The organism is Saonia flava (genome assembly GCF_011927795.1).
GTDB lineage: Bacteria > Bacteroidota > Bacteroidia > Flavobacteriales > Flavobacteriaceae > Saonia > Saonia flava.
The window spans coordinates 354,599-377,378 of the sequence record NZ_JAATJJ010000002.1; the positions used below are offsets into that span (position 1 = coordinate 354,599).

21 protein-coding genes are annotated in these 22,780 nt (G+C 36.9%); 20 read left to right on the forward strand and 1 reads right to left on the reverse strand.

Going from position 1 to position 22,780, the window contains the following annotated elements:
• Positions 1-19 precede the first annotated feature (19 nt).
• From GGR42_RS13665 to GGR42_RS13740, 16 genes are all read left to right on the forward strand, one after another.
• Entirely contained in the window at positions 20-1,252 is a 1,233-nt protein-coding gene (locus GGR42_RS13665) for a M48 family metallopeptidase (protein ID WP_167965167.1), read from the forward strand.
• A 44-nt stretch (positions 1,253-1,296) separates the two neighbouring features.
• Positions 1,297-3,501, forward strand: coding sequence for a RelA/SpoT family protein (locus GGR42_RS13670; RefSeq protein WP_167966393.1), 2,205 nt, complete (start codon positions 1,297-1,299; stop codon positions 3,499-3,501).
• Between the two features lie 39 nt (positions 3,502-3,540).
• Positions 3,541-3,996: a Fur family transcriptional regulator gene (locus tag GGR42_RS13675; RefSeq protein WP_167965169.1), complete on the forward strand. Its 456-nt coding sequence runs from the start codon at positions 3,541-3,543 to the stop codon at positions 3,994-3,996.
• A gap of 13 nt (positions 3,997-4,009) precedes the next feature.
• Positions 4,010-5,281, forward strand: a complete 1,272-nt coding sequence (locus GGR42_RS13680; RefSeq protein WP_167965171.1) for an adenylosuccinate synthase — start codon at positions 4,010-4,012, stop codon at positions 5,279-5,281.
• 76 nt (positions 5,282-5,357) lie between these two features.
• Positions 5,358-5,750, forward strand: a complete 393-nt coding sequence (locus tag GGR42_RS13685; protein ID WP_167965173.1) for a DUF3052 family protein — start codon at positions 5,358-5,360, stop codon at positions 5,748-5,750.
• Positions 5,751-5,847: 97 nt separating this feature from the next.
• Positions 5,848-6,687 carry a sugar phosphate isomerase/epimerase family protein gene (locus tag GGR42_RS13690; protein WP_167965175.1) on the forward strand — a complete coding sequence of 280 codons (840 nt, stop codon included), beginning with the start codon at positions 5,848-5,850 and terminating at the stop codon, positions 6,685-6,687.
• 77 nt (positions 6,688-6,764) lie between these two features.
• Positions 6,765-8,468, forward strand: coding sequence for an OstA-like protein (locus GGR42_RS13695; protein WP_167965177.1), 1,704 nt, complete (start codon positions 6,765-6,767; stop codon positions 8,466-8,468).
• A 3-nt stretch (positions 8,469-8,471) separates the two neighbouring features.
• Positions 8,472-9,650, forward strand: a complete 1,179-nt coding sequence (locus GGR42_RS13700) for an aspartate aminotransferase family protein (protein WP_167965180.1) — start codon at positions 8,472-8,474, stop codon at positions 9,648-9,650.
• A gap of 104 nt (positions 9,651-9,754) precedes the next feature.
• Complete coding sequence (locus GGR42_RS13705) at positions 9,755-11,158, forward strand: tetratricopeptide repeat protein (RefSeq protein ID WP_167965182.1); 1,404 nt, start codon at positions 9,755-9,757, stop codon at positions 11,156-11,158.
• A gap of 27 nt (positions 11,159-11,185) precedes the next feature.
• Positions 11,186-12,103 carry a DUF368 domain-containing protein gene (locus GGR42_RS13710; RefSeq protein WP_167965184.1) on the forward strand — a complete coding sequence of 306 codons (918 nt, stop codon included), beginning with the start codon at positions 11,186-11,188 and terminating at the stop codon, positions 12,101-12,103.
• Positions 12,104-12,116: 13 nt separating this feature from the next.
• Entirely contained in the window at positions 12,117-13,127 is a 1,011-nt protein-coding gene (locus GGR42_RS13715) for a DUF368 domain-containing protein (RefSeq protein ID WP_167965187.1), read from the forward strand.
• On the forward strand, positions 13,108-13,860 hold the full coding sequence (locus tag GGR42_RS13720; RefSeq protein ID WP_167965189.1) for a shikimate dehydrogenase family protein: 753 nt from the start codon (positions 13,108-13,110) through the stop codon (positions 13,858-13,860). Before GGR42_RS13715 ends, GGR42_RS13720 begins: the two co-directional genes overlap by 20 nt.
• Positions 13,861-13,940: 80 nt before the next feature.
• A complete protein-coding gene (locus tag GGR42_RS13725; RefSeq protein ID WP_167965191.1) occupies positions 13,941-15,995 on the forward strand; it encodes a DUF349 domain-containing protein in 2,055 nt (684 codons plus the stop codon).
• 45 nt (positions 15,996-16,040) lie between these two features.
• Positions 16,041-17,171 (forward strand): glycoside hydrolase family 26 protein, encoded by a 1,131-nt coding sequence (locus GGR42_RS13730; protein WP_167965194.1) that lies wholly within the window; start codon positions 16,041-16,043, stop codon positions 17,169-17,171.
• A 430-nt stretch (positions 17,172-17,601) separates the two neighbouring features.
• A complete protein-coding gene (locus tag GGR42_RS13735; protein ID WP_167965196.1) occupies positions 17,602-18,126 on the forward strand; it encodes a hypothetical protein in 525 nt (174 codons plus the stop codon).
• A gap of 123 nt (positions 18,127-18,249) precedes the next feature.
• Positions 18,250-18,396 carry a hypothetical protein gene (locus GGR42_RS13740; protein WP_167965198.1) on the forward strand — a complete coding sequence of 49 codons (147 nt, stop codon included), beginning with the start codon at positions 18,250-18,252 and terminating at the stop codon, positions 18,394-18,396.
• Here GGR42_RS13740 and GGR42_RS13745 read toward each other — a convergent pair.
• The gene (locus GGR42_RS13745; RefSeq protein WP_167965200.1) at positions 18,377-18,841 is read right to left on the reverse strand and encodes a hypothetical protein; all 465 of its coding nucleotides are present in this window, start codon (positions 18,839-18,841) and stop codon (positions 18,377-18,379) included. The genes GGR42_RS13740 and GGR42_RS13745 overlap by 20 nt on opposite strands.
• A 166-nt stretch (positions 18,842-19,007) precedes the next feature.
• Between GGR42_RS13745 and GGR42_RS13750 the strand changes: the two genes are divergently transcribed.
• The 4 genes from GGR42_RS13750 (at position 19,008) to GGR42_RS13765 (ending at position 22,767) form a co-directional block, all read left to right on the forward strand.
• Complete coding sequence (locus GGR42_RS13750; protein ID WP_167965202.1) at positions 19,008-19,526, forward strand: hypothetical protein; 519 nt, start codon at positions 19,008-19,010, stop codon at positions 19,524-19,526.
• A gap of 155 nt (positions 19,527-19,681) precedes the next feature.
• Positions 19,682-20,140: a DUF3997 domain-containing protein gene (locus GGR42_RS13755; RefSeq protein ID WP_209023998.1), complete on the forward strand. Its 459-nt coding sequence runs from the start codon at positions 19,682-19,684 to the stop codon at positions 20,138-20,140.
• A 328-nt stretch (positions 20,141-20,468) separates the two neighbouring features.
• Positions 20,469-21,359 (forward strand): hypothetical protein, encoded by an 891-nt coding sequence (locus GGR42_RS13760; protein WP_167965207.1) that lies wholly within the window; start codon positions 20,469-20,471, stop codon positions 21,357-21,359.
• A 622-nt stretch (positions 21,360-21,981) separates the two neighbouring features.
• Complete coding sequence (locus GGR42_RS13765) at positions 21,982-22,767, forward strand: DUF6090 family protein (protein WP_167965210.1); 786 nt, start codon at positions 21,982-21,984, stop codon at positions 22,765-22,767.
• Positions 22,768-22,780 lie beyond the last annotated feature (13 nt).

Here is a 22,780-nt window from a genome sequence, read left to right on the forward strand (position 1 = left end):
TTCTTTTCAATTTAACTTTATGGAAAAAAGCTCCCTGTTTTATATCATCATCATCATTTTAATCATTCAGTTTTTATTGGACACTTTTTTGGATTATCTAAACTACAAAAGATACAATGAACCCGTTCCCAAAGAGCTTGATGACGTATATGACAATAAAGAATATCTTAAATCCCAAGCCTACAAAAAAACAAATTACAGGTATGGTTTATTGACCTCTTCTTTCTCTTTGGTCTTAACCCTATCCTTTTTAATTTTTGGAGGTTTTGAATGGGTAGATTCCCTGGTTAGGGAAACCACATACCATCCCATATTAATGGCTCTATTGTTCTTTGGTATAATAATGATTGGCAGTGATATTGTTTCAACACCATTCTCCTATTATCAAACTTTTGTGATAGAAGAAAAATTTGGGTTTAATAAAACCACTAAAAGATTGTTTTTTCTTGACAAAATAAAGGGATGGTTAATGATGGCTGTTTTAGGTGGGGGTATTTTGGCGTTGGTTATCTGGTTTTACCAAACTGCTGGCCCCGATTTTTGGCTGTATGCGTGGGGAATTATAGCATTCTTTACCATTTTCATGAATCTATTTTATAGCAAACTTATAGTTCCTCTTTTTAATAAACAAACTCCCTTGGAGGAAGGAAGTTTAAAGAGTAGTATAGAGGCGTATGCACAAAAAGTGGGCTTTGAATTAAAGAATATCTTTGTCATCGATGGCTCCAAGAGATCCACCAAAGCCAATGCCTACTTTTCTGGTTTTGGCAGAGAAAAAAGAGTCACTCTTTATGATACATTGATCAATGATTTAGAGGAAGATGAAATTGTTGCGGTTTTGGCACATGAAGTAGGCCATTATAAACGAAAGCATATTATTTTTAACCTCTTTGCATCAATTGCTACCTTGGGCATCACACTCTTTGTACTGTCCTTATTCGTTAACAATCCTGAAGTTTCAATGGCAATAGGGGTTTCTCAACCAAGTTTTTACGCAGCACTTGTTGGTTTTGGAATTTTATACTCACCTATATCAGAAATTACAGGACTGGCCATGAACTTTATTTCCAGAAAGTTTGAATATCAAGCTGATGATTATGCAAAAACCACCTATGCAGCCCAACCTTTAATAACATCTCTTAAAAAACTTTCCAAGAATAGTTTAAGTAACCTTACCCCCCATCCTGCTTATGTTTTTATGCATTATTCGCATCCTCCGCTAATTGCAAGAATCAAAAATCTAAAGGCATAGTTTTTGTTGCCCACTAATAAAGATTGTGGTAATTTTAATATATGATGACTGAAGCGGACATTGAAAAGGAAAACAAAGAAATTGCAAAGCAATACAAAGAACTGCTTCGTATAAGCTATCAGTCGCTTTCCAATGATGACAAAAAATTAATACGAAATGCCTTTGATATTGCTGTTGATGCCCATAAAGACCAACGCAGGAAATCGGGCGAAGCCTATATTTTTCATCCCATAGCTGTAGCCAAAATTGTGGCTTCTGAAATTGGCCTGGATGCAGTTTCCATTGCCTCTGCACTTTTACACGATGTTGTTGAGGACACTTCCTATACATTGGATGATATGGAGCGTATGTTTGGTGAAACAGTTGCCCGAATTGTTGACGGACTCACCAAGATAGCTCACCTAAAAAAGGATATGAACATATCCCAACAGGCAGAGAATTTTAGAAAAATGCTTTTGACCTTAAATGATGATGTTAGGGTTATCATCATAAAAATTGCAGACCGCTACCATAATATGCTCACTCTAGATGCGATGCCTGAGCACAAGCAGGTAAAAATGGCATCTGAAACTTTATACATCTATGCTCCCCTAGCCCATAGAATAGGCTTGTACAATATTAAAACCGAGCTAGAGGACTTAAGCTTAAAATACACGGAGCCCGATGTTTACCATGACATCTATGAAAAGATTGCGGATACAAAAGAAGCAAATGAAAAATACATTGAAGATTTTTCAAATGTTATAAGAGATTCTTTGGATAAGGAAGGATTAAACTACATTATAAAAGGGCGAATGAAGTCCATTTTCTCCATTCGAAAGAAAATGAAAGTCCAAAACGTTCCGTTTGAAGAAATCTATGACAAGTTTGCCATTAGGGTAATTTATAAATCGGACCAAAGGAACGAGAAATTTTTGGCCTGGAAAATATATTCTGTTGTAACCGATCACTTTACCCCAAATCCTGTGCGATTAAGAGATTGGATATCGTCTCCTAAGTCCACAGGTTATGAAGCACTGCACATAACAGTAATGGGGCCCAAAAAAAGATGGGTAGAAGTACAGATACGCAGTGAACGCATGCACGAAATTGCCGAAAAAGGATATGCGGCACACTTCAAATACAAGCATGGGGAACAGAAAGAAAAAGGAATAGAAGGTTGGTTGAACCGCTTACAGGAAGCTTTGGAAAATTCCAATACCAATGCTGTTGATTTTGTTGAGGAGTTTAAATTAAATCTTTATTCCAAAGAAATTTTTGTGTTCACCCCCAATGGAGAGTTAAAATCATTACCAAAAGGTGCAACCCCTTTGGATTTTGCATTTAACATCCACACGGAAGTTGGCATGCACACCCGCGGTGCAAAAGTAAATGGAAAACTAGTTCCTTTGAACACACCGCTAAATAGTGGTGACCAAGTAGAAATTATTACATCTGATAGTTCCAAACCCAACCAAAGCTGGTTGGATTATGCCACTACTGCAAGAGCACGTGCAAAAATAAAATCATCCTTAAGAGAAGAAAAGAAGGATGTGGCACTTGAAGGAAAAGAGATTTTAAGGAGAAAATTAAAATCACAAAAAATAACACTTAATGAAGATGTTATAAATAAAATGGTGGTCTATTTTAAACTAAAGACCAGTTTGGATTTATTTTTTCGTGTGGGCAATGGGACTATAGACAACCAGCAGATAAAAGATTTTACTTCTACCTATAGCAATGCCTTTATAAGTTTCTTTAAAAACAAAATTAAAAGAACCCCTGTACCCGATGATATCCACAAGGAAGAAATTACTTCTAAATATGATATTCTTGTGTTTGGTAAAGAAGAGGAAAAACTGGAATATAAATTGTCACAATGCTGCAATCCTATTCCCGGTGACGATGTTTTTGGATTTATAAGTGTTAATGAAGGAATTAAAGTCCATAAAAAAAATTGTCCAAACGCCATTGCGCTGCAATCCAATTATGCCTACCGTATAATTAGCGCCAAATGGATAGATTCCTCCCAAGAGGAATTTACCGTGGACATTAAGCTTACAGGTATAGATAATCTTGGTTTGGTAAATGAAATTACCCAGATTATTTCGGATAATATGCATGTAAATATGCGAAACCTCAATTTTAGTACAGATGGAGGAACTTTTACGGGAAAAATTACGGTTGTGGTAAAAAATAATACGATTCTCAAAAAATTGACAGACAACTTAAAACGGGTCGGTGGTATTGACAAAGTCACTAGGATTTAAATTTAAACTGTTACATTTGCAGAATTAGTAATTGTGAACATGGTAGCCAATAAAGATCAAGAAATTGTAAAAAATGTGTTTACCGCATTTTTGGAAGAAAAAGGTCATAGAAAAACTCCTGAACGGTACGCCATACTACAGGAAGTTTATAATAGTGATGAACATTTTGATATAGAATCCCTCTATATTACAATGAAAAATAAAAATTATAGGGTAAGCCGCGCTACACTTTATAATACCATTGAACTTTTAATGGAATGTAAATTGGTCAGGAAACATCAATTTGGGAAAAACCAGGCACAATACGAAAAATCTTATTTTGATAGACAACACGACCATGTTATTCTAACCGATACAGGTGAAGTTGTGGAATTTTGCGATCCGAGAATTCAATCTATTAAAAAGACAATAGAAGAGGTTTTTGATATAAAAATCAGCAACCATTCACTTTATTTTTACGGCACAAGAAACAAAGAAGAGAATACAAACAACTAACCAATACTTACGAATGGCGGTAGACTTACTACTAGGATTACAATGGGGAGACGAGGGAAAAGGAAAAATCGTTGATGTACTAACCAAAGACTATGATATAATTGCAAGATTCCAAGGCGGGCCCAATGCTGGGCACACATTGGAGTTTGACGGAATAAAACACGTATTGCATACTATCCCATCTGGTATTTTTCATGAGAATGCCATGAACATTGTTGGCAATGGTGTGGTTATAGACCCCGTTATTTTTAAAAAAGAACTGGACAATCTTAAAAAGTTCAATATTGATATAAAATCCAAATTACTTATTTCTCGAAAGGCCCATTTAATTCTTCCTACGCACAGGTTATTGGATGCCGCTTCCGAAGCAGCTAAAGGAAAAGCTAAAATTGGCTCTACCCTTAAAGGAATTGGACCAACCTATATGGACAAGACGGGTAGAAACGGTATGCGCATCGGGGATTTGGAATTGGATGATTGGAAAGAAAAATACCGTGCACTTGCCAATAAACATGAGGCCATGATTGGGTTTTATGATGTGGACATTCAATATGACCTTAAAGATTTGGAAAGCGAGTTTTTTGCAGCTGTAAAAGAGCTTAAGAGCTTAACATTTATTGATAGTGAAGAATACCTCTTTAAGGCGCAAAAGGAAGGCAAAAAAATATTGGCCGAAGGCGCCCAGGGCTCACTATTGGATATTGATTTTGGCACCTATCCCTTTGTAACCTCATCTAATACTACAGCTGCCGGCGCATGTACAGGTCTTGGTGTGGCTCCCAATAAAATTGGTGATGTAAAGGGTATTTTTAAAGCATATACCACCCGTGTGGGTAGCGGCCCCTTCCCAACAGAACTTTTTGATGAAGATGGAGAAACCATGGGACGTGTTGGCAATGAATTTGGAGCTACCACAGGTAGGCCAAGACGTTGTGGCTGGTTGGATTTGGTAGCATTAAAATATGCAGTACAAATTAATGGGGTTACAGAGCTAATGATGATGAAGGGCGATGTGCTTAGCGGCTTTAAAAAATTAAAAATCTGTACTGCCTATAATTATAAGGGAGATGTTATTAAACACCTACCTTATAATATTGAGCCAGAAAATGTAACTCCCATCTATACAGAAATGGAAGGGTGGAAAAAAGACCTCACCCAATTGACAAAACCCGAGGAACTGCCCCCCGCACTAAATGCTTATATAGATTTCTTGGAAAAAGAATTAGAAGTACCTATTAAAATTGTTTCCGTAGGGCCAGATAGGACCCAAACAATACATAGATAACCAAAAGGCCGCTTTACAGTGGCCTTTTTTTTGTCAAAGGTTATTGCTAAATTAACCTTTTAAACATCGAAAAAAAGTGACTCCTCTTGACAAAAAACTTGGAATAAAAGAATCTTCAGAAATCTTGGTATTAAATTCACCAAAAAAGTATACCGATTTCTTTGTGGACTTTCCCAATAATGTTGTACTAAATGAAGTAGCCGGAAAACAAGAAATTGGATTTATCCACGTTTTTGTAAAAACAGCCCAAGAACTCGAGCATTATTTTTCACTTGCAAAAAAGAGTTTGAAAAAAAACGGAATTCTCTGGATAAGCTGGCCCAAAAAAACTTCCAAAATAGAAACTGAACTGGACAAATTCAGCATTATGAAATATGGTCAGGATAACGGCTTGGTGGACACCAAAGTAGCGGCTATAGATGAGGACTGGAGTGGCCATAAATTTATGTATAGACTAAAGGATAGATAAGAACCTCTTATTAAAAAAGGGGAGGACAACATCAATATAAGGTAACTAAATAAAAGTAGTATCTTTAAAAGATATTCATTTTAACAACCAAAATACCATGGATTTTTCCAGAAAAAATTTCATTAAAACATTAGGGCTTGGAGTCGTGGCTGCGGGGACGTCTTCCTTTAGCAAAACAAAAAAAACAGAAAAATCAATAACAAATGACCATGAATTAACTGTGGGACTGGCTTCCTATACTTTACGAAAGTACAGCTTAGATGAAGTCATAGAAATTGCCCAAAGATTAGACATTAAAGACGTTGCCTTTAAAAGCTTTCACTTACCCTACGAAGCTTCGGACGAAGAACTCACCTATATCCGTGATAAAGTAAAAGCAAGGGGATTAAACCTTTATGGAGGTGGGGTTATCTACTTTAAAACCCCTGAAGATGTTGACACTTACTTTAACTACGCAAAAACTGCTGGTTTAAAAATGATAATTGGAGCACCCAACCATGAGCTGCTTCCCCTTATAGAAAAGAAAGTAAAGGAGACCAATATAAAACTGGCCATACACAATCACGGTCCAGAAGATGACATTTTTCCTTCACCAGAAAGTGTGTACAATAGAATAAAAGATTTGGATAATAGGATTGGTCTTTGCATAGATACGGGACATACCTTTAGATTAAATTTAGACCCGGCAACCGAGCTCAAAAAATACAAGGACCGGCTTTTTGATGTCCATATCAAAGATATCCATGAACAGGTGCCAGATGGAAAAAATGTGGAAATTGGACGTGGTAAGATGAACATTCCAAGCATAATGAGCGCCCTAAAAGAAATTAAGTACAATGGAGTTTTGGGCCTGGAATATGAAAAAGATGGAGACCATGCCATATATGGGCTTTCGGAATCCGTTGGATACGTTCGGGGAATTTTAAAAATGGTCTAGACAGACAAACCTTAAAAGTATCCTAATCCACTATCTTTCTCAGCCAAAATATTCTATTTTTGAACAAAATTTAAGGGTTGAAGAAAATTCTATTTTTCATTTTTTGCTTTTCAGTTTTCATTTGTACTGCTCAGGAACAACCGCCAGAAGAAAAACAAATCAATATTGTTTATGGTGCCAACTTTACCAGGGATGAAGTAAAGTTTCCCGGCGCTTCTATATTTAGCAAGGACGAACATCAGCAAGTGCGTTTTGAACATGAAGGTGCCGATCTATGGTGCGATGTTGCCATTTTCTACCAAAAAGAGAACAAATTAAGGGCCATAGGGAATATTCTTTTACAGCAAGGGGATTCCATTGAAATGACTGCCGGACATATTAATTATGATGGTAACATTAAATTGGCAAAGGCTTGGGATACCGTGGTACTTACCAATACCGATATGGTTCTAAAAACGGATACACTCTATTTTGACAGGGAAAAACAAGAGTCCTATTACAATGATTTTGGGACGGTAGTGGATTCTGCCAATACACTTACCAGTCAAATTGGGCGTTATTATATGACCCCTAAAAAGTACCAATTCCTGGACAGTGTCCATATAGATAATCCGGAGTACATTATGGATTCTGAACAGTTGGATTATTACACAACATCCAAAAATGCCTATATGTACGGGCCCTCTACCATAACAGGTGAAACGTATACCATTTATTGTGAACGCGGGTTTTATGATACCAAAATAGAAAGTGGCTATGGCATTAAGAATACCAAAATTAATTACAACAATAGAATCATAGAAGGTGATAGCCTCTTTTTTGACAAGGCACGGGAATTTGCCTCTGCCACCAATAATATAACGGTTACAGATACGGTAAACCATAGTATTATTAGGGCCCATTATGCCGAGGTCTTTAAAGCCAAGGATTCTGTTTTTGCCACTAGAAGGGCGGTTGCCATAAGTGCCGCACAGGAGCCGCTGGATTCACTTTATGTACATGGTGATACGCTAATGGTTACGGGAAAACCCGAAGAACGCATTTTAAGAGCTTTTAGAAATGCTAAATTCTTTAAAAAAGATTTAAGTGGTAAATGCGACTCTATTCACTCCAATGAAAAGACTGGGCTTACACAATTAATAACAGACCCCATACTTTGGAACTTGGAAAACCAAATGACAGGTGATAGCATTCACCTTCTTTCCAACCTGCAAACAGAGCAAATGGATTCTCTTAAGGTTATCAACAATTCCTTTATTATTTCCCAAGACACTATTGGAAAAATTGGTTATAATCAAGCAAAAGGGATAGACCTATTTGGAAAATTTGTAGATAATGAACTAAAAATCATAGACTTGGTACAGAATACCGAGGTTGTTTATTATATGTACAATGATGATGATGAACTTGTAGGGATCAACAAAACCAAATGCAGTAAAATCCGTCTGTTTATGGCCAATAATGATATTGAGGATATTACGTTTTTCATTGACCCTGATGGGGATATTTTTCCAGACAAAGACTTGCCAGAAAATGAGCGCTTGTTGAAAGATTTTATTTGGCGCGGCGACGAAAGAATCATGACAAAGGATGATATTTTTGATGAGGATGACAATACCATTGTACTTCCTGTAATCCGTGGTATAAACAATCCCATTGATATAGATGCAGAGGAAGGGGAACGAAGCAAAAATGAAGGAGACCCCATAAACACCATTAAAAAGAAACGGGAACGGGCAACCAAACCTAAAAAGACCCCTGTTCTAAAAAAAGTCAAGTAGCCTATGAAGGATGACTTTTTAAAATATCAGGCCCAAACCACTTCACATCCTTTGGCCATGGAAGTTTCCCATGCAAAGGGCAGTTATATTTATGATACAAAGGGCAATGCACATTTGGACTTTGTAGCTGGGGTTTCCGCTTGTAGTTTAGGCCATTGCCATCCCAAAGTGATAGCTGCAATACAGGAACAGACAGAAAAATATATGCACGTAATGGTTTATGGGGAATATATTCTAGAACCTGCAGTGGCATATACCAAACTACTGGCTTCCCTCCTACCACCTTCCTTAAACACTACCTACTTGGTAAATTCTGGAACAGAAGCCATAGAAGGTGCTTTAAAATTGGCTAGGCGTTTTACAGGAAGGTCAGAAATTATTTCTGCAAACAAGGCCTATCATGGCAATACCATGGGCAGTTTAAGTGTCATGGGGCACGAAGAACGAAAAAGTGCTTTTAGGCCGCTTATCCCGGATATTTCTTTTATCACTTTTAATGATGAATCTGATTTGGAAAAAATAACTTTAAAGACTGCGGCCGTTATCTTGGAGACCATTCAGGGAGGTGCCGGATTTATTGTTCCCAAAAACGATTATTTAAAAAAGGTTCGAAAAAAGTGCCATGAAACTGGCACCCTATTAATCCTGGACGAAGTTCAACCAGGTTTAGGCCGTACAGGGAAACTTTTTGCTTTTGAACATTACGATTGTGTACCAGATATTTTGGTCATTGGCAAGGGTATGGCATCAGGGCTTCCCGTAGGAGCCTTTATATCTTCCAATACATTGATGCAATCCTTGCAACATAGCCCAAAATTGGGACATATAACCACCTTTGGCGGCAATCCTGTAATTGCATCAGCCTGTTTGGCTACCTTAAAAGAAATCTCAGAAAACAATCTGGTTTCTTCTGCCTTAGAAAAAGAAAAATTATTTAGAGAATTGTTGGTTCATAACCATATAGAAGAAATAAGGGGGAAAGGACTCATGTTGGCCTTGATTATGAAAAATGAGGAAGTTGCCAACCAATTGATCCTAAAATGTAAGGAGAACAATCTTATCCTTTTTTGGCTTTTATTTGAACCACGAGCAGTGCGAATATCACCGCCCTTAACTATGTCCCATGAAGAAATAAAAAAAGGATGTGCTATTATTCTTAAAGTATTAAATCAAATAAAATAATAATTTGTTAACTAAATTGTTAATAATATAGACCCCCATGGAAACATAAAGCACTCTCAAAAAGAGTATTTTTAATTCCATAGTTAAACCAAGCCCGTAAACTTATGGCGTTAGATTCTAACGAAAGACCCAGCAAACCCATAATTAAATTTGAATCCATGCTCAAGACAGATGATGTCTACTTTTTTGATGCGGAGGATTTTGAGGATATTATTCACCACTACCTTAACAACGGTAAAATATCATTGGCCAAAAAAGCTATAAAAATTGGGTTGCAGCAGCATCCACACAGTACGGAACTTAAACTTTTAAATGTTGAGGTACTTGTATTCGAAAACAATTTGGAAATTGCCGAGCAACATTTGGACAGCCTACAACTTTTGGATAGCAACAATGAAGAAATCTATATTCAACGTGCCAACATCTATTCCAAAAAAGATAATCATGATGCAGCGGTAGAGTTATTAAAAAAAGCATTGTCATTGGCAGAGAACAACTTTGAAATTTTCTCGCTCTTAGGAATGGAGTATCTTTTTATGGATGATTACCAAATGGCAAAGGAGAACTTTATGAGATGTGTCTCTATGGATGAACAGGACTATGCTTCCCTATACAATGTAATCTATTGTTTTGAGTTTTTGGAAGACCATGAGGGTGGCATCCAATATCTAAATGATTATTTGGAAAGAAACCCCTATAGTGAAGTAGCATGGCACCAACTGGGAAAAATGTATGCAAGCAAAAAAATGTTACAGGAAGCTATAGCCGCTTTTGACTTTGCCATAATATCAGACGACTCATTTATAGGGGCCTATTATGAAAAGGGCAAGGTCTTGGAAAAAATGGGCAAGTACAACGAGGCCATAGGGAATTACGAAACCACTATAGAAATAGAAGATCCCACCTCACATGCCTATTTACGCATTGGTAGGTGCCATGAAAAATTGGGCAACTATGACCAGGCCAAACATTTTTATTATCGAACAGTACACGAGGATCCGCTTTTAGATAAAGGTTGGTTGGCCATAACAGAGTTCCACTACAAAAAAGGAGAACATGAGAAAGCTTTGTACTACATAAATAAAGCTATTAATATTGATGAGGAAAACCCATTATACTGGAAAAAAAGCGCCAAAATATATACAGCACTAAAGAATTTTGATGAAGCCGATTTTTCCTATAAGCAAACAGTGGAGCTAGGCAATTATGAACTGGACACATGGATGAATTGGGGCAATGTAGTATTATTGGGTAGTACAGATTATAAATCGGTCATTCAAATATTGGAACAAGGGGTAGAATTTTATCCAGAAAATGCCGATATACTTTTTAAGATGGCAGGGGTTTATTTAATGGACAATAATACAACTGATGCCATTGCCTGTCTGACCAATGCTTTTCAATTGGATTCTGATAAATTCTACCTTTTCCAAAATGAATTTCCCCAGTTTAGTGACTCAAAATTAGTTACTGATTTAATAAGTGATATTAAAAAAGCTTCCAGATAAAAAAACTATTTTTGTTTTTTATCTTCTATGGAAAACCGAAATTTTTTACACTATATATTCATTACACTTAAGGGAATGGCAATGGGCGCAGCAGATGTTGTTCCTGGGGTGTCTGGTGGTACAATTGCTTTTATCTCGGGGATTTACGAGGAACTTATCACCTCCATAAACAACATTGACCTTTCTCTTTTAAAAACACTTCGAAAAGAAGGCTTTAAGGCTTTCTGGAAACAGGTAAACGGCAATTTTTTACTGGCTCTTTTTTTAGGCATAGGTATCAGCGTAATTTCTTTGGCAAAATTTATTAGTTGGTTGCTAGAGAACAAACCCATTTTGTTATGGTCATTCTTTTTTGGCTTGGTTCTGGCCAGTATTATTATTGTGGGCAAGGCCATTGAAAAATGGAATTTAGGAACCATGGTCATGCTTTTATTGGGTGCGTTGATCGCTTATTTTATTACCCAACTCCCGCCATCGGAAAACATAGCCAGCTTACCTTATTTATTTTTATCGGGTGCATTGGCAGTGTGTGCAATGATTCTCCCTGGAATTTCGGGAGCCTTTATTCTAGTTCTGTTGGGCTCCTATAAAACTATTTTAGACGCCGTTCATGAAAGGGACATTAAAATTGTGGCCACGGTTGCAGTGGGTGCCATTTTTGGGTTATTGAGCTTTGCCAAAGTATTAAAATGGATGTTCAGTCACTATAAAAATCTAACATTGGCAGTCCTTACAGGTTTTATTGTGGGTTCCATGAGCAAAATATGGCCTTGGAAAAAGGTTTTGGAAACCAAAATTTTTGGTGAGAAAACAATTGTGATAAAAGAACAAAATATCTTCCCTTGGAACTATGAAGGGGACAGCCAATTAATCTTAGCTGTTATCCTAGCTCTCACCGGTTTTTCTTTTATTTTTATCCTAGAAAAGTTAGCTTCAAAAAAATAACGGATATATAACCATGGATCATTCCAGAACATTTTTGGACAAGTTTTTCCTTGTAATCAAGGGACTATGTATGGGTGCTGCCAATAAGGTGCCCGGTGTATCTGGTGGAATAGTTGCTTTTGTTGGTGGTTTTTATGAAGAATTCATCTACTCTTTACAAAAGGTAAACCTAAAAGCGGCCAAGCTTTTTTTCAATGGTAGGTTCAAAAGTTTCTATCGTTACATCAATGGTCAGTTTTTGTTCCTTTTAATTTTTGGAATGCTCATAAGCTACTTTAGTGTTTCTAGAGTGTTGGACTATTTTCTTGAAAGGAAAGAGCTTTTTGTTTGGGCAGCGTTTTTTGGGATGATATTGGGTTCCATTTATTACATAACCAAAAGTTTTGAGCATTGGAACAAAAAAACCATCATATCTGGTGTTATTGGATTGGTTATAGGGATTTCCATTAGTTTTTTGAATCCGGCAAAAGAGAATGATAACCTCTGGTTTATTTTTCTTTGTGGTATGATAAGTGTTTCGGGGATGACACTTCCTGGGCTATCTGGCTCCTTTATCCTTATTCTTTTAGGGAATTATGTACTTCTTTTGGTGGATTCTGTAAATGCCCTATACGATAGTTTTTCCGAAATTCTTAAGGGTGATTTTAGCTTTGTAAAAAATCAGGCACGTTTGCATACCCTAAAAATATTGTCCGTATTCACATTGGGTTCCGTAACAGGTTTGGTAAGTATTTCCCACTTATTAAGCTATGTTTTAAAACATTACAAACACATTACAACAGCTGTTCTCATAGGTTTTATTACCGGCTCCCTGGGCGTTGTATGGCCCTGGAAAAGGAAAATGCTCAAAATGGACTTAAATGGTATGGTACAGTTGGATTCTGATGGGCGAGAGATTATCACAAACTATGAACGTTATTTTCCAGATTTCAATATTTCTGAAACTTGGTGGGCCCTATTTTGTATTGTAATGGGAGTAACTGTTTTATTGGCATTGGATTGGTATGGAAAACAAAGAAAATAAGAAATACAGATATGGGTTAATAGGAAAGAACATTTCCTATTCCTTTTCCAGAGGGTATTTTACAGAAAAGTTCAAGAACCTAAAGTTAGTAGACCATTCGTACGAAAATTTTGATCTACAAGCTATTAATGAATTCACCGAGCTCATAAAAACAAATACGGACATTAAAGGTTTTAATGTTACCATTCCTTACAAAGAAGCTATTATACCCTATCTATCCAAGCTAAACAAAAAAGCAAAAAAAATTGGAGCGGTAAATACCATAAAATTTACCAAAAGTGGGTTAAAAGGCTATAACACAGATATCTACGGGTTCAAAAAATCTATTCAACCCTTTTTAAAAGAACACCATAAAAAAGCATTGATATTGGGTACTGGTGGTGCCTCAAAAGCAGTGGCCTTTGTGTTCAGGGAATTGGGCATTCCCTACAAATTTGTTTCCAGGAACCCTATGAAACACCAATTTTCATATGATGATCTTAACAAAGAAACTATGCAATTGTATAGTATTCTTGTGAACTGTACACCTTTGGGCACCTACCCAAATATAGAGGGCAAGCCAGACATTTCCTATCAATTTATAACGAAGCAACACCTACTTTTTGATCTTATTTACAATCCAGAAAAAACTGCCTTCTTAAAAGAGGGGGAATCTAGAGGCGCCACAATTTGTAATGGGCTAAAAATGTTGGAGTTACAGGCAGAAAAGTCATGGGAAATCTGGAACTCCTAATCAAAATTTAGCGGTATTACTTTTGCAATTCCCAAGGTTGTTAGTATCTTAACATCGCTATACATTAAACTTGCTGAGAATTGGAAAAGAAAGACGAGCAACTACACACTGATGTAGGGGGAGAAAAAAAATCAGAAACTACCGAAATCCAAAGCGATTCGGAGAAAAGCCCTGAGGTTAAAATTGAAAAAGAAAAAACCTCTGAAACCATTGAAGAGGTGGAAAATACGGAACATTCCGAGGAATCCTCCAGTGAAGTAGAAAAAGATACGGAAGGTGAAGTTTCCGAAGATGTTTTGGAGGAGATTGACGAAACCAATGCCGAAGATGCCGAGGATGCGGACAATCACCAAAGGCACCAAATTCCTATTTTGGACTACCATGCCCTATCCATGGAAAACTTGGTTGGCGAACTGCAGCGCCTGGTACGAAATGAAAAAGTACAGGCCATAAAGAAGCATGTAGATGGTATAAAGTACGAGTTCGACCTTAAATTCCAAGATTTTTTAGAGCACAAAAAGGAAGAGTTTATTTCCAACGGTGGCAATGAAATAGATTTTAGGTACAATTCTGTAACCAAAAGGCAGTTCAACGAAGTCTATTCCGACTATCGTGAAAAACGCAATCAGTATTATAAATCCTTAGAACAGAATTTAAAAGCCAACCTTGCAAAAAGATTGGAACTAATTGAGGAATTAAAGGGATTGGTCAATGTGGAGGAAGACATTAACACCACCTATAAAAATTTTAAGAACATACAAGAAAGCTGGCGCAATGCGGGACCTATTCCCAGAACCCATTACAATGATGTTTGGCGTACCTACCAACACCATATAGAAATCTTTTATGATTTTCTACATCTCAACAGGGAATTGCGGGACTTGGACTTTAAGCACAATTTAGAGGAAAAGCTAAAAATTGTGGAGCGTGCAGAAGCATTGGCCAATGAGCAAGATCTAGGAAGGGCTTTCCAAGAATTACAAACCTTGCACAAGGTTTGGAAAGAGGATATTGGTCCGGTAGACAAGGAACACAGGGAAGAGATATGGGAGCGTTTTAGCAATGCCACAAAGGCCATGCACCAGCGTAGACAGGACTTTTATAAGGAACTGGACAAATCCTACGAGGCAAATCTGGAAAAAAAGCACGAAATCATTAATGCCATTAGGACCATTGCCACCAATGTATCCAACAACCACAAAACATTGCAACAGCAAATAAAAAGTGTTGAGGCCCTTCGCGAAGATTTTTTTAAGGCTGGAAAAGTGCCCCAAAATGTAAATGAAAAAACATGGGCATCCTTTAAGGAGGCCGTTAGAACTTTTAACCGTAATAAAAATAATTACTACAAAAATCTTAAAAAGGACCAACAAGAGAATCTTGACAAAAAGAGAGCGCTATTGGCCCTTGCAGTTTCTTTAAAGGATAGTGAGGATTGGGATACGGCCACCCCAGAAATGAAACGTATCCAAAGTGAGTGGAAAAAAATTGGACATGTTCCCAGAAAATTTTCTGATAAAATCTGGAACGAGTTCAAGACTGCTTGTAACCACTATTTTGATAGGCTGCATTCCAAAAAGAACAGTGCTTTTAAAGTTGAACAAGAAAATTTTGAGAAAAAAAGTGCCTGTATGGACAGGTTAAAGGCCTTTGAGTTGACCAATGATAGACAAAAAGACCTAGCCGCCATAAAAAAGTTTATAGAAGAATGGAAAACTTATGGACGGGTACCCTACAATAAAAAGAACATTGACGCAAAGTTCAATAAGATTTTGGATGCCATTTTCAAAAAGATGGATGTGAGCAGGCAAGAATCCGAGCTATTAAAATACGGCAACAAAATACAGGCATTGGCAAAGGCCGATAACGAAAGGGCCATATCCAATGAAAGGACTTTTATCCGTAGAAAAATAGACGAGTCCAAGAGTGAGATCCGCCAATTGGAAAACAACATGCAATTTTTCTCCAATGCATCCGAGGACAGTCCATTGGTGCAAGATGTTATTAAAAACCTGAACAAGCAAAAAGAGGGACTGGAGACTTGGAAAGCCAAGCTTAAAAAACTCAACATCATGGAGAACAAGCTAAATAGAGAGGATGATGTGGAGGATACAGATTCTTCCGAAGAGGAATAAATAACCATGCTCCAATAGTCCAAAACCTACAAAGTATAAATTAAAATGAACCTAAAGCTCGTCCTATCTGTTCTAATACTATTATTTATGAGCGCCAAAGGAAATTCCCAATGGAAATTAATGGATAAAAATGCCACTAGGGAAACCAAAAAGCTTTTTAAAAGTCTAAAGAAAATCCAAAAAAGAGGAACCATTTTTGCGCACCAGCATGCAACGGAATATGGTCGTGGGTGGATGGGCGATGAAGACCGATCAGATGTAAAATCTGTTGTGGGCACACATCCCGGAATGATCGGGGTGGATTTTAGTGGTTTTACGGGTAGAAATCCAGAAGAATATAAGTCTAGGTTAAAAAAAGTGGTAGAAGACACTTATAACAGAGGGGGTGTAATAACCATTGCCTGGCATTTTTACAATCCTGTAGGACCTGGCGGGTTCTATTGGCAAGATTCCATTTCTACGCCGGTGGTTCGTAGATTGATCCCCAATGGAGACGCACATGAGCAGTATAAAGAAATTTTAGATGGTATTGCAGAATGGGCCAATAGTTGCAGGGGAAAAAATGGGGAACTGGTTCCCATGATCTTTAGACCTTACCATGAGTTTGATGGCGATTGGTTCTGGTGGGGTGCAAGCCATTGCACGGTAGATGAGTTTAAAACCTTATGGAAATTTACAGCCAGTTATCTTAGGGACACCAAAAATGTACATAATTTTATTTGGGCCTTTTCACCGGACAATAAGTTTAATACCCAAGAAGAATACCTAGAACGCTACCCTGGCAATGAATGGGTAGATATGGTTGGCATGGACAATTATGCGGATATGGGCAGGGACCGGTACGATTTGGACACTGCAATTAAAAAGCTGAGAATAGTATCCGATTACGCAAAAAAGAACAAAAAACTGGCTGCTTTTACAGAAACTGGACTGGAATCTATTCCCAATACCACATGGTGGACAGAGTCTATGTTAAAAGTAATGAAGGCAGACGGATTACGGCTTTCCTATGTACTGGTCTGGCGTAATGATAGTAGAAGCAAAACCCATTACTATGCCCCGCATCCCGGGCATAAAAGTGTACCAGATTTTGAGAAATTCTTTGAAGACAAGTTTACTTGGTTTGAGGACGACCTGGCCAAAAAGAACATTTATAAGAAGAGACGAGCCAAATAGTTACCCCCATTGCCTCCCTCCTTACTTATGAATAAATTATATTCCCAATAACGCAAAATCCATAAGATACGGCTACTATGTGGCCTTCTTAAGTCCTGTTATTTGGGACACGGTGACCAAAAAATGACAGGTTCCCAAACAACAGTCATGCGATTTTGCTATATTTCCTTAAAATTAGCCACCAACGCTCCAACCCGCACACTGCTTTCGCAGATGTCGTACATAGCGCGGCGTTGTACACCATTAAAGCACTATGGGGATAGTCCTCTATCTTTTTGTCGTAATTTTTTCCCTTTTACTAATTGGGCTTGTCTATACCTTGGTCAAGGATTTCAAGGAAATAATCCTTGGCTTGGTTAATATGTGCAAACCACAACTCTTTCGCCCAATTACATGGATAATAAGTCCAATTTGGTTTATCGGGTACGGATTGGAAAAAACCTTTGGTTGGAATATCATAGAAAAGTACAACGATAGTGATGGACTTGAAAAATACCCTTCAACCGGAAATTTAAAACTGGATTTCGCCATGGGAGATAAACTGCTTATTTCCAAGACATCCGAAAGGAAAGCAGAATCTTTAATAAAGGAATTTTTGGAATTTTGTGATGGCGATTTAAGGTTTGAAAAATTCAAAATTAAAAGTGGCCAGAATATTCAAATTAATTGCCCGAATAATATCACCTTTTACGATTTCAGCATACTTACACAACACTTTTGCAATACAGTCAAAAAAAGCTGGGGAATTTTTAAATCTGGACGTCTGAATTACTACTCTTATTCGGACAGAAAGACTGTGCATAACCTTATTGGAGAAACAACTAATGGACAAAAATTTTCAATCTATACTTTGGACGACTTATACAATGACCAGTATTTAAGATTAAATCAGGAACTGGAAGTGAAAAAATTTGACTGGAAACTAATAAATAACGGTGTACAACAATACCTATAATCCATTGCGGGCGGATTTCCTAAACGGAAATCCTTAACTTTAAAAAATGGCTCGCGAATACTCAAGAAATAAGCCCTTGCAACCCCGTTGGGCTTGACTAAAATTTTTAATATATTTATCATTATGGGAAAACAAGACAAACCAGAACAAAGACCTCAACCGCCCAAAACAGAACCAAGACATATTCCTTTAAGGAAAGATTCTCCAATACCTGATACAGAAAGAGGCGGTGGTACGACAGTTCGTCCATCTAAACCAGATGATAATTAAATATTGTCAGTAAAGCAAGCCCTATAAACATTAGGGCTATTGATGCAATATTTAATACATTAGTCCATTTATTGTAATTGTCAACACCACAATTATAATTATGCATTTTTTCCTTATCATAGTCTTTTTTCTCAATTTTTTTAAGCATCAATTGAGTGTAGTTCTCTTCATGGTGATTTGCTCGATATCCGGTAACCTGTGAAATAAAATTTGTTGTAATACCAAATAAAAAAGTAATCCCAGAAAATATTAGTGTTCCCTCATTTTCAAAATCAACTTCATACCCTTTCATTTCTCTTATGGTCTCAAAAATTATATAAATACCGCCTCCACAAATAGAAATTATCAATAAGTCCATTCTGCGTATTGCATAATTGGTTCTTTCTCTAGTATTGTTTAAATGGTCAACCCATTTGTTATACTCTAATTCGTCTCTTTTTTTCATTACTGGTGTTTTATCCATATCAATATACTTAAATTATTAATCATTAACTTGTACTGCCGACAACATGGAATATATACCATTGTTGCAGGGCATTGAGCCCTTTACAATAGTGGGCTTATTTCTTGCCAGCTTTCTTGTGGCTCTCTGTCATTAAAAACAAGTTTTTATGCCACCGCCCCGCAAAAACTGTGCATATTCGCGAGCCGTTGGCATCAATTTGAGAATGACAGAGAATACAATAAATAATTATCCAAATGCATGGGATTTTTACAACGGAAATGAACAGTTAATCTCTCATGATAAGAAGAACAAACTGGAATACCATAATCTGATGGAATTTGGAATGTCTTCACCATTAAGCGGAAATTGTTATTGGATTAGTGATGATGGTAAGAAGTCATTAATTGATAATCGCTGCGCTGGACCACCTATCTGGAATACTGCGGGAACTAAAGCAGCAATACCTATATGGACTTACAAACTGTTCAAAGGAACAGTTCAGCGACTACACATACTCGATACAGAATCAAGAGAACTAATTGGATTCAAAAGAATCTTCAGAGTACTGGATTTAAGGACTTTTGACGGAGACCAAATTTGTGGTTATGATAGTCCGATGTTCAAGCCTAAATCATTTTGTGTTGACTATAAAAATGAACGTATCTTGAAAACACGGAGATTATAAAAACTGATGCCAACAATGGCTAAAATTCATTGCTTGCGGATTTCCTTGCAGGAAATCCTGCGCAAAAAGCTAACTTCGGGGTTCGGCGGGACTGTCCTGCGGACAGATCGCCGCAACGAACCTTAGCCCAACCGTTAGCTGCAAGCACACAAACTATGACTAGAAATGTTTTTATGAAAGTATCTATTGCCTTACTCTCTTGTTTCTTTTTAACCAGCTGTTACTTTGGCGCCAATGAATCAGGAGGAGAAATAGTAAACAATGTTTACAGCGCTAGATGGGATGATGACTCCTGGATTTCCTATAGCAAAAATGGCGATGGTATTTGGGATTCGGAAAACATTATAGTTAGTCATCATGTTTTTGCAATTGGGGACTATGATGACTTTATTATCGCAAAACAGCATCCCTGTAAAAACAAACAACCTCACACCACTGACTTTGACGATTTAAAGCCTGACAGAGACATTACTATTTATATAATCATAGATACAAGAAACGACAGTTACGTTGTGCATCGTTATCAAAATGAAAATGATTTCAATGAAGCAAAAACGCAATTTGGGATTCCTGTTAATTTGACTTACAAGTTTTACGCTAAAGAAATTGATTAACGCCAACAGCTAACAAAGAACTGAGGTGAAAAACAAACAAATTCTTCCTTAATCTGAATCAAACTTAAGAAGTGCATAATTCATTGATTTTTATTGTTTTTAAAAGTATTCATCGGTCGCTGCGCTCGGTGGCACGGCAAATTTTATTCCCAATACCACAAAATCCAAAAGATACGGCCACTATGTGGCCTTCTTGAGGCCTGTTATTTGGGACACGGTGACCAAAAAATGACAGGTTCCCAAACAACAGTCATGCGATTTTGCTATATTTCCTTAAAATTAGCCGGACTTCACATAGCGCTGCGTTATGGGTAATTAAAAAAACTGAATGGCAACAGATGGAACTAAAATAATTGACGGAGATACAGCTCACGATACATATTGGGGAATTATGGACTTGTATGATAGTGAAGCTGGATTAGAAATGATACTTAATGAATTTCCTTTAGAACAGCCTGATTACTTTGATGCTTTCGATAATGAAATTTATGTTACAAGTTGTGGACTTGCATACTGGGAAATCGGACTAATGACTGCTGAACGAATTGAATATATCGAGAATATTATATCAAAAAATGCTTGTGTAAACGAATGGACAAAACTGTCCGAGAAAGAAGGTAAATCAAGAAAAAGTGTTTTGACACGATTTTTAAATAAAATCAAAAAAGAAAACACTAAAATCAGAAAGCCCAAAAAGTATCGTAAGATTTCTAACTTCATATTTAATGAAAATGATATTTTGTCATTTAAGCTTAAAGATAACAGCTACAGAAGCTTAATTTGTATGAAAATAGACCAATATAGAGGTAATTGTAATTATTGGTTTGTACCGACTATCTATAAAAGTTTCGAAAAACCAACGGAAAAATCAATAACCAAAGAAATGATTTTAGGGAGAACTATTGGCTCTGGTTATGACAAAGAAACAACTAGAAAAGAACAACCAGGAATTGAAATTATTTGGGATTATGTTGGCGGAAATCCTAAGTTCTTTTTTGGTTTTGTAATTGATGCTGTTGAGCATAAAGATTTACTAAAATTCAAAGACGCATTTGAAAAAGTAGGTTCCATAAACATAATTGACGGGCTAAAAAAAACAGGCTCATTTGGTTACTCGGAAAATTTTGAAAGATTTGAGGAAAGATATGATGACCTAGATAAACAAATAAGCATTTTTGGTTATAAGAAGTATCCTGTCGAAATAATGATAAAAAAATAAAAGCCCATAACAATGTATATAAAAAATAGGCGAAACAGTTGTAAAATAAAGGGTTGTGGCTCGTATCAAACTCTGTGTTTAACCGAAAGTTTAGTGCTTCGAAATCGCCTACTTTTCATATACTAAACGATGATGTCGAATACGCCTGCGGCGTACTTTTGCTGCACTGCTACCGCAGCCTATGCACCAAAAGCCAGTCGACATCATCGCCGCGCTCTGTCAGATTGCCAGATCCGTAGGATAAGGGACCTTTTTGCCAAGATCGCCGCAACGGCTCATCTACTCGACACATCAGGACGCTACCTGCCCGTCCGGCAGGCGGGTATACAATTTATTCACTGTTGTTTTTTATTTCCCGGGTGTTCATCGGTCGCTGCGCTCGGTGGCACGGCAAATTTTATTCCCAATACCGCAAAATCCATAAGATACGGCCACTCTGTGCCCTTCTTGAGGCCTGTTATTTGGGACACGGTGACCAAAAAATGACAGGTTCCCAAACTACAGTCATGCGATTTTGCTATATTTCCTTAAAATTAGCCGCCAGCGCTACAACCCGCACACTGCTTTCGCAGATGTCGTACATAGCGCGGCGTTGTGCTTCATTATAACCAACCGCTAACCAATGATAAAATTCTTTAGAAAAATTCGCCAAAACCTGCTTATGGAAAACAAAACTGGAAAGTATTTAAAATATGCTATTGGTGAAATAGTTCTTGTAATGATCGGTATTTTACTTGCGTTACAAGTAAATAACTGGAATGAAATCAGAAAGGACAATACAAAAGAACAACAAATATTAAGACAATTAAAAGATGAATACATTGCCAATCTTTTACAATTAGAACAAAAAATTAATCATCGGAAAAGAATAATTGAAACGGCCACTAAAGTACTGCAATATATTGATGAACCAAATGATGTTGATACAGATAGTCTTAATTCTCAATTAAACGTAATGATTGGTAGTCCTGCATTCAAACCTATAGAGAATAACCTAATTAATTCTGGCAATATTCTTTTGATTAAGAATGAAAAATTGAACCAATTACTAACTACTTGGCCAACTGAAGTATTAGATATACAAGTAATTGAAAGAATCTGGTTCACAAAAATGTGGGAATCAGTTATTCCTTTGTACAGTGATTTTGGAATACTTCGTGATGGATTTTATAAATGGTGGAATGACGAACAAAATCTGAAATGGATATTGGAGGGAACTAATGTAAATCCATTTCATAAACCAAGATCAAGCAAAGCATTAAAATCAAGTGAGATTTTAAATAAAAAGGAACTTGAAGGAGTTATCTCTGTTGCTGTTTCAGTTAATTATGCTGCAAACTTACAATCTCAAGTGGTACGTAATCGAATTCTTGAAATTTTGGAGTTATTAAACAACGAAATAGATTAAAAAATAACGAAAG

Coding starts and splice junctions, on each gene's coding strand:
- GGR42_RS13710 (WP_167965184.1), top strand. CDS start 11,186: ATGGAAAACCGAAATTTTTTACACTATATATTCATTACACTTAAGGGA.
- GGR42_RS13665 (WP_167965167.1), top strand. CDS start 20: ATGGAAAAAAGCTCCCTGTTTTATATCATCATCATCATTTTAATCATT.
- GGR42_RS13730 (WP_167965194.1), top strand. CDS start 16,041: ATGAACCTAAAGCTCGTCCTATCTGTTCTAATACTATTATTTATGAGC.
- GGR42_RS13765 (WP_167965210.1), top strand. CDS start 21,982: ATGATAAAATTCTTTAGAAAAATTCGCCAAAACCTGCTTATGGAAAAC.
- GGR42_RS13670 (WP_167966393.1), top strand. CDS start 1,297: ATGACTGAAGCGGACATTGAAAAGGAAAACAAAGAAATTGCAAAGCAA.
- GGR42_RS13745 (WP_167965200.1), bottom strand. CDS start 18,841: ATGAAAAAAAGAGACGAATTAGAGTATAACAAATGGGTTGACCATTTA.
- GGR42_RS13720 (WP_167965189.1), top strand. CDS start 13,108: ATGGAAAACAAAGAAAATAAGAAATACAGATATGGGTTAATAGGAAAG.
- GGR42_RS13755 (WP_209023998.1), top strand. CDS start 19,682: ATGACTAGAAATGTTTTTATGAAAGTATCTATTGCCTTACTCTCTTGT.
- GGR42_RS13690 (WP_167965175.1), top strand. CDS start 5,848: ATGGATTTTTCCAGAAAAAATTTCATTAAAACATTAGGGCTTGGAGTC.
- GGR42_RS13750 (WP_167965202.1), top strand. CDS start 19,008: ATGCCACCGCCCCGCAAAAACTGTGCATATTCGCGAGCCGTTGGCATC.
- GGR42_RS13740 (WP_167965198.1), top strand. CDS start 18,250: ATGGGAAAACAAGACAAACCAGAACAAAGACCTCAACCGCCCAAAACA.
- GGR42_RS13705 (WP_167965182.1), top strand. CDS start 9,755: ATGGCGTTAGATTCTAACGAAAGACCCAGCAAACCCATAATTAAATTT.
- GGR42_RS13715 (WP_167965187.1), top strand. CDS start 12,117: ATGGATCATTCCAGAACATTTTTGGACAAGTTTTTCCTTGTAATCAAG.
- GGR42_RS13700 (WP_167965180.1), top strand. CDS start 8,472: ATGAAGGATGACTTTTTAAAATATCAGGCCCAAACCACTTCACATCCT.
- GGR42_RS13680 (WP_167965171.1), top strand. CDS start 4,010: ATGGCGGTAGACTTACTACTAGGATTACAATGGGGAGACGAGGGAAAA.
- GGR42_RS13675 (WP_167965169.1), top strand. CDS start 3,541: ATGGTAGCCAATAAAGATCAAGAAATTGTAAAAAATGTGTTTACCGCA.
- GGR42_RS13760 (WP_167965207.1), top strand. CDS start 20,469: ATGGCAACAGATGGAACTAAAATAATTGACGGAGATACAGCTCACGAT.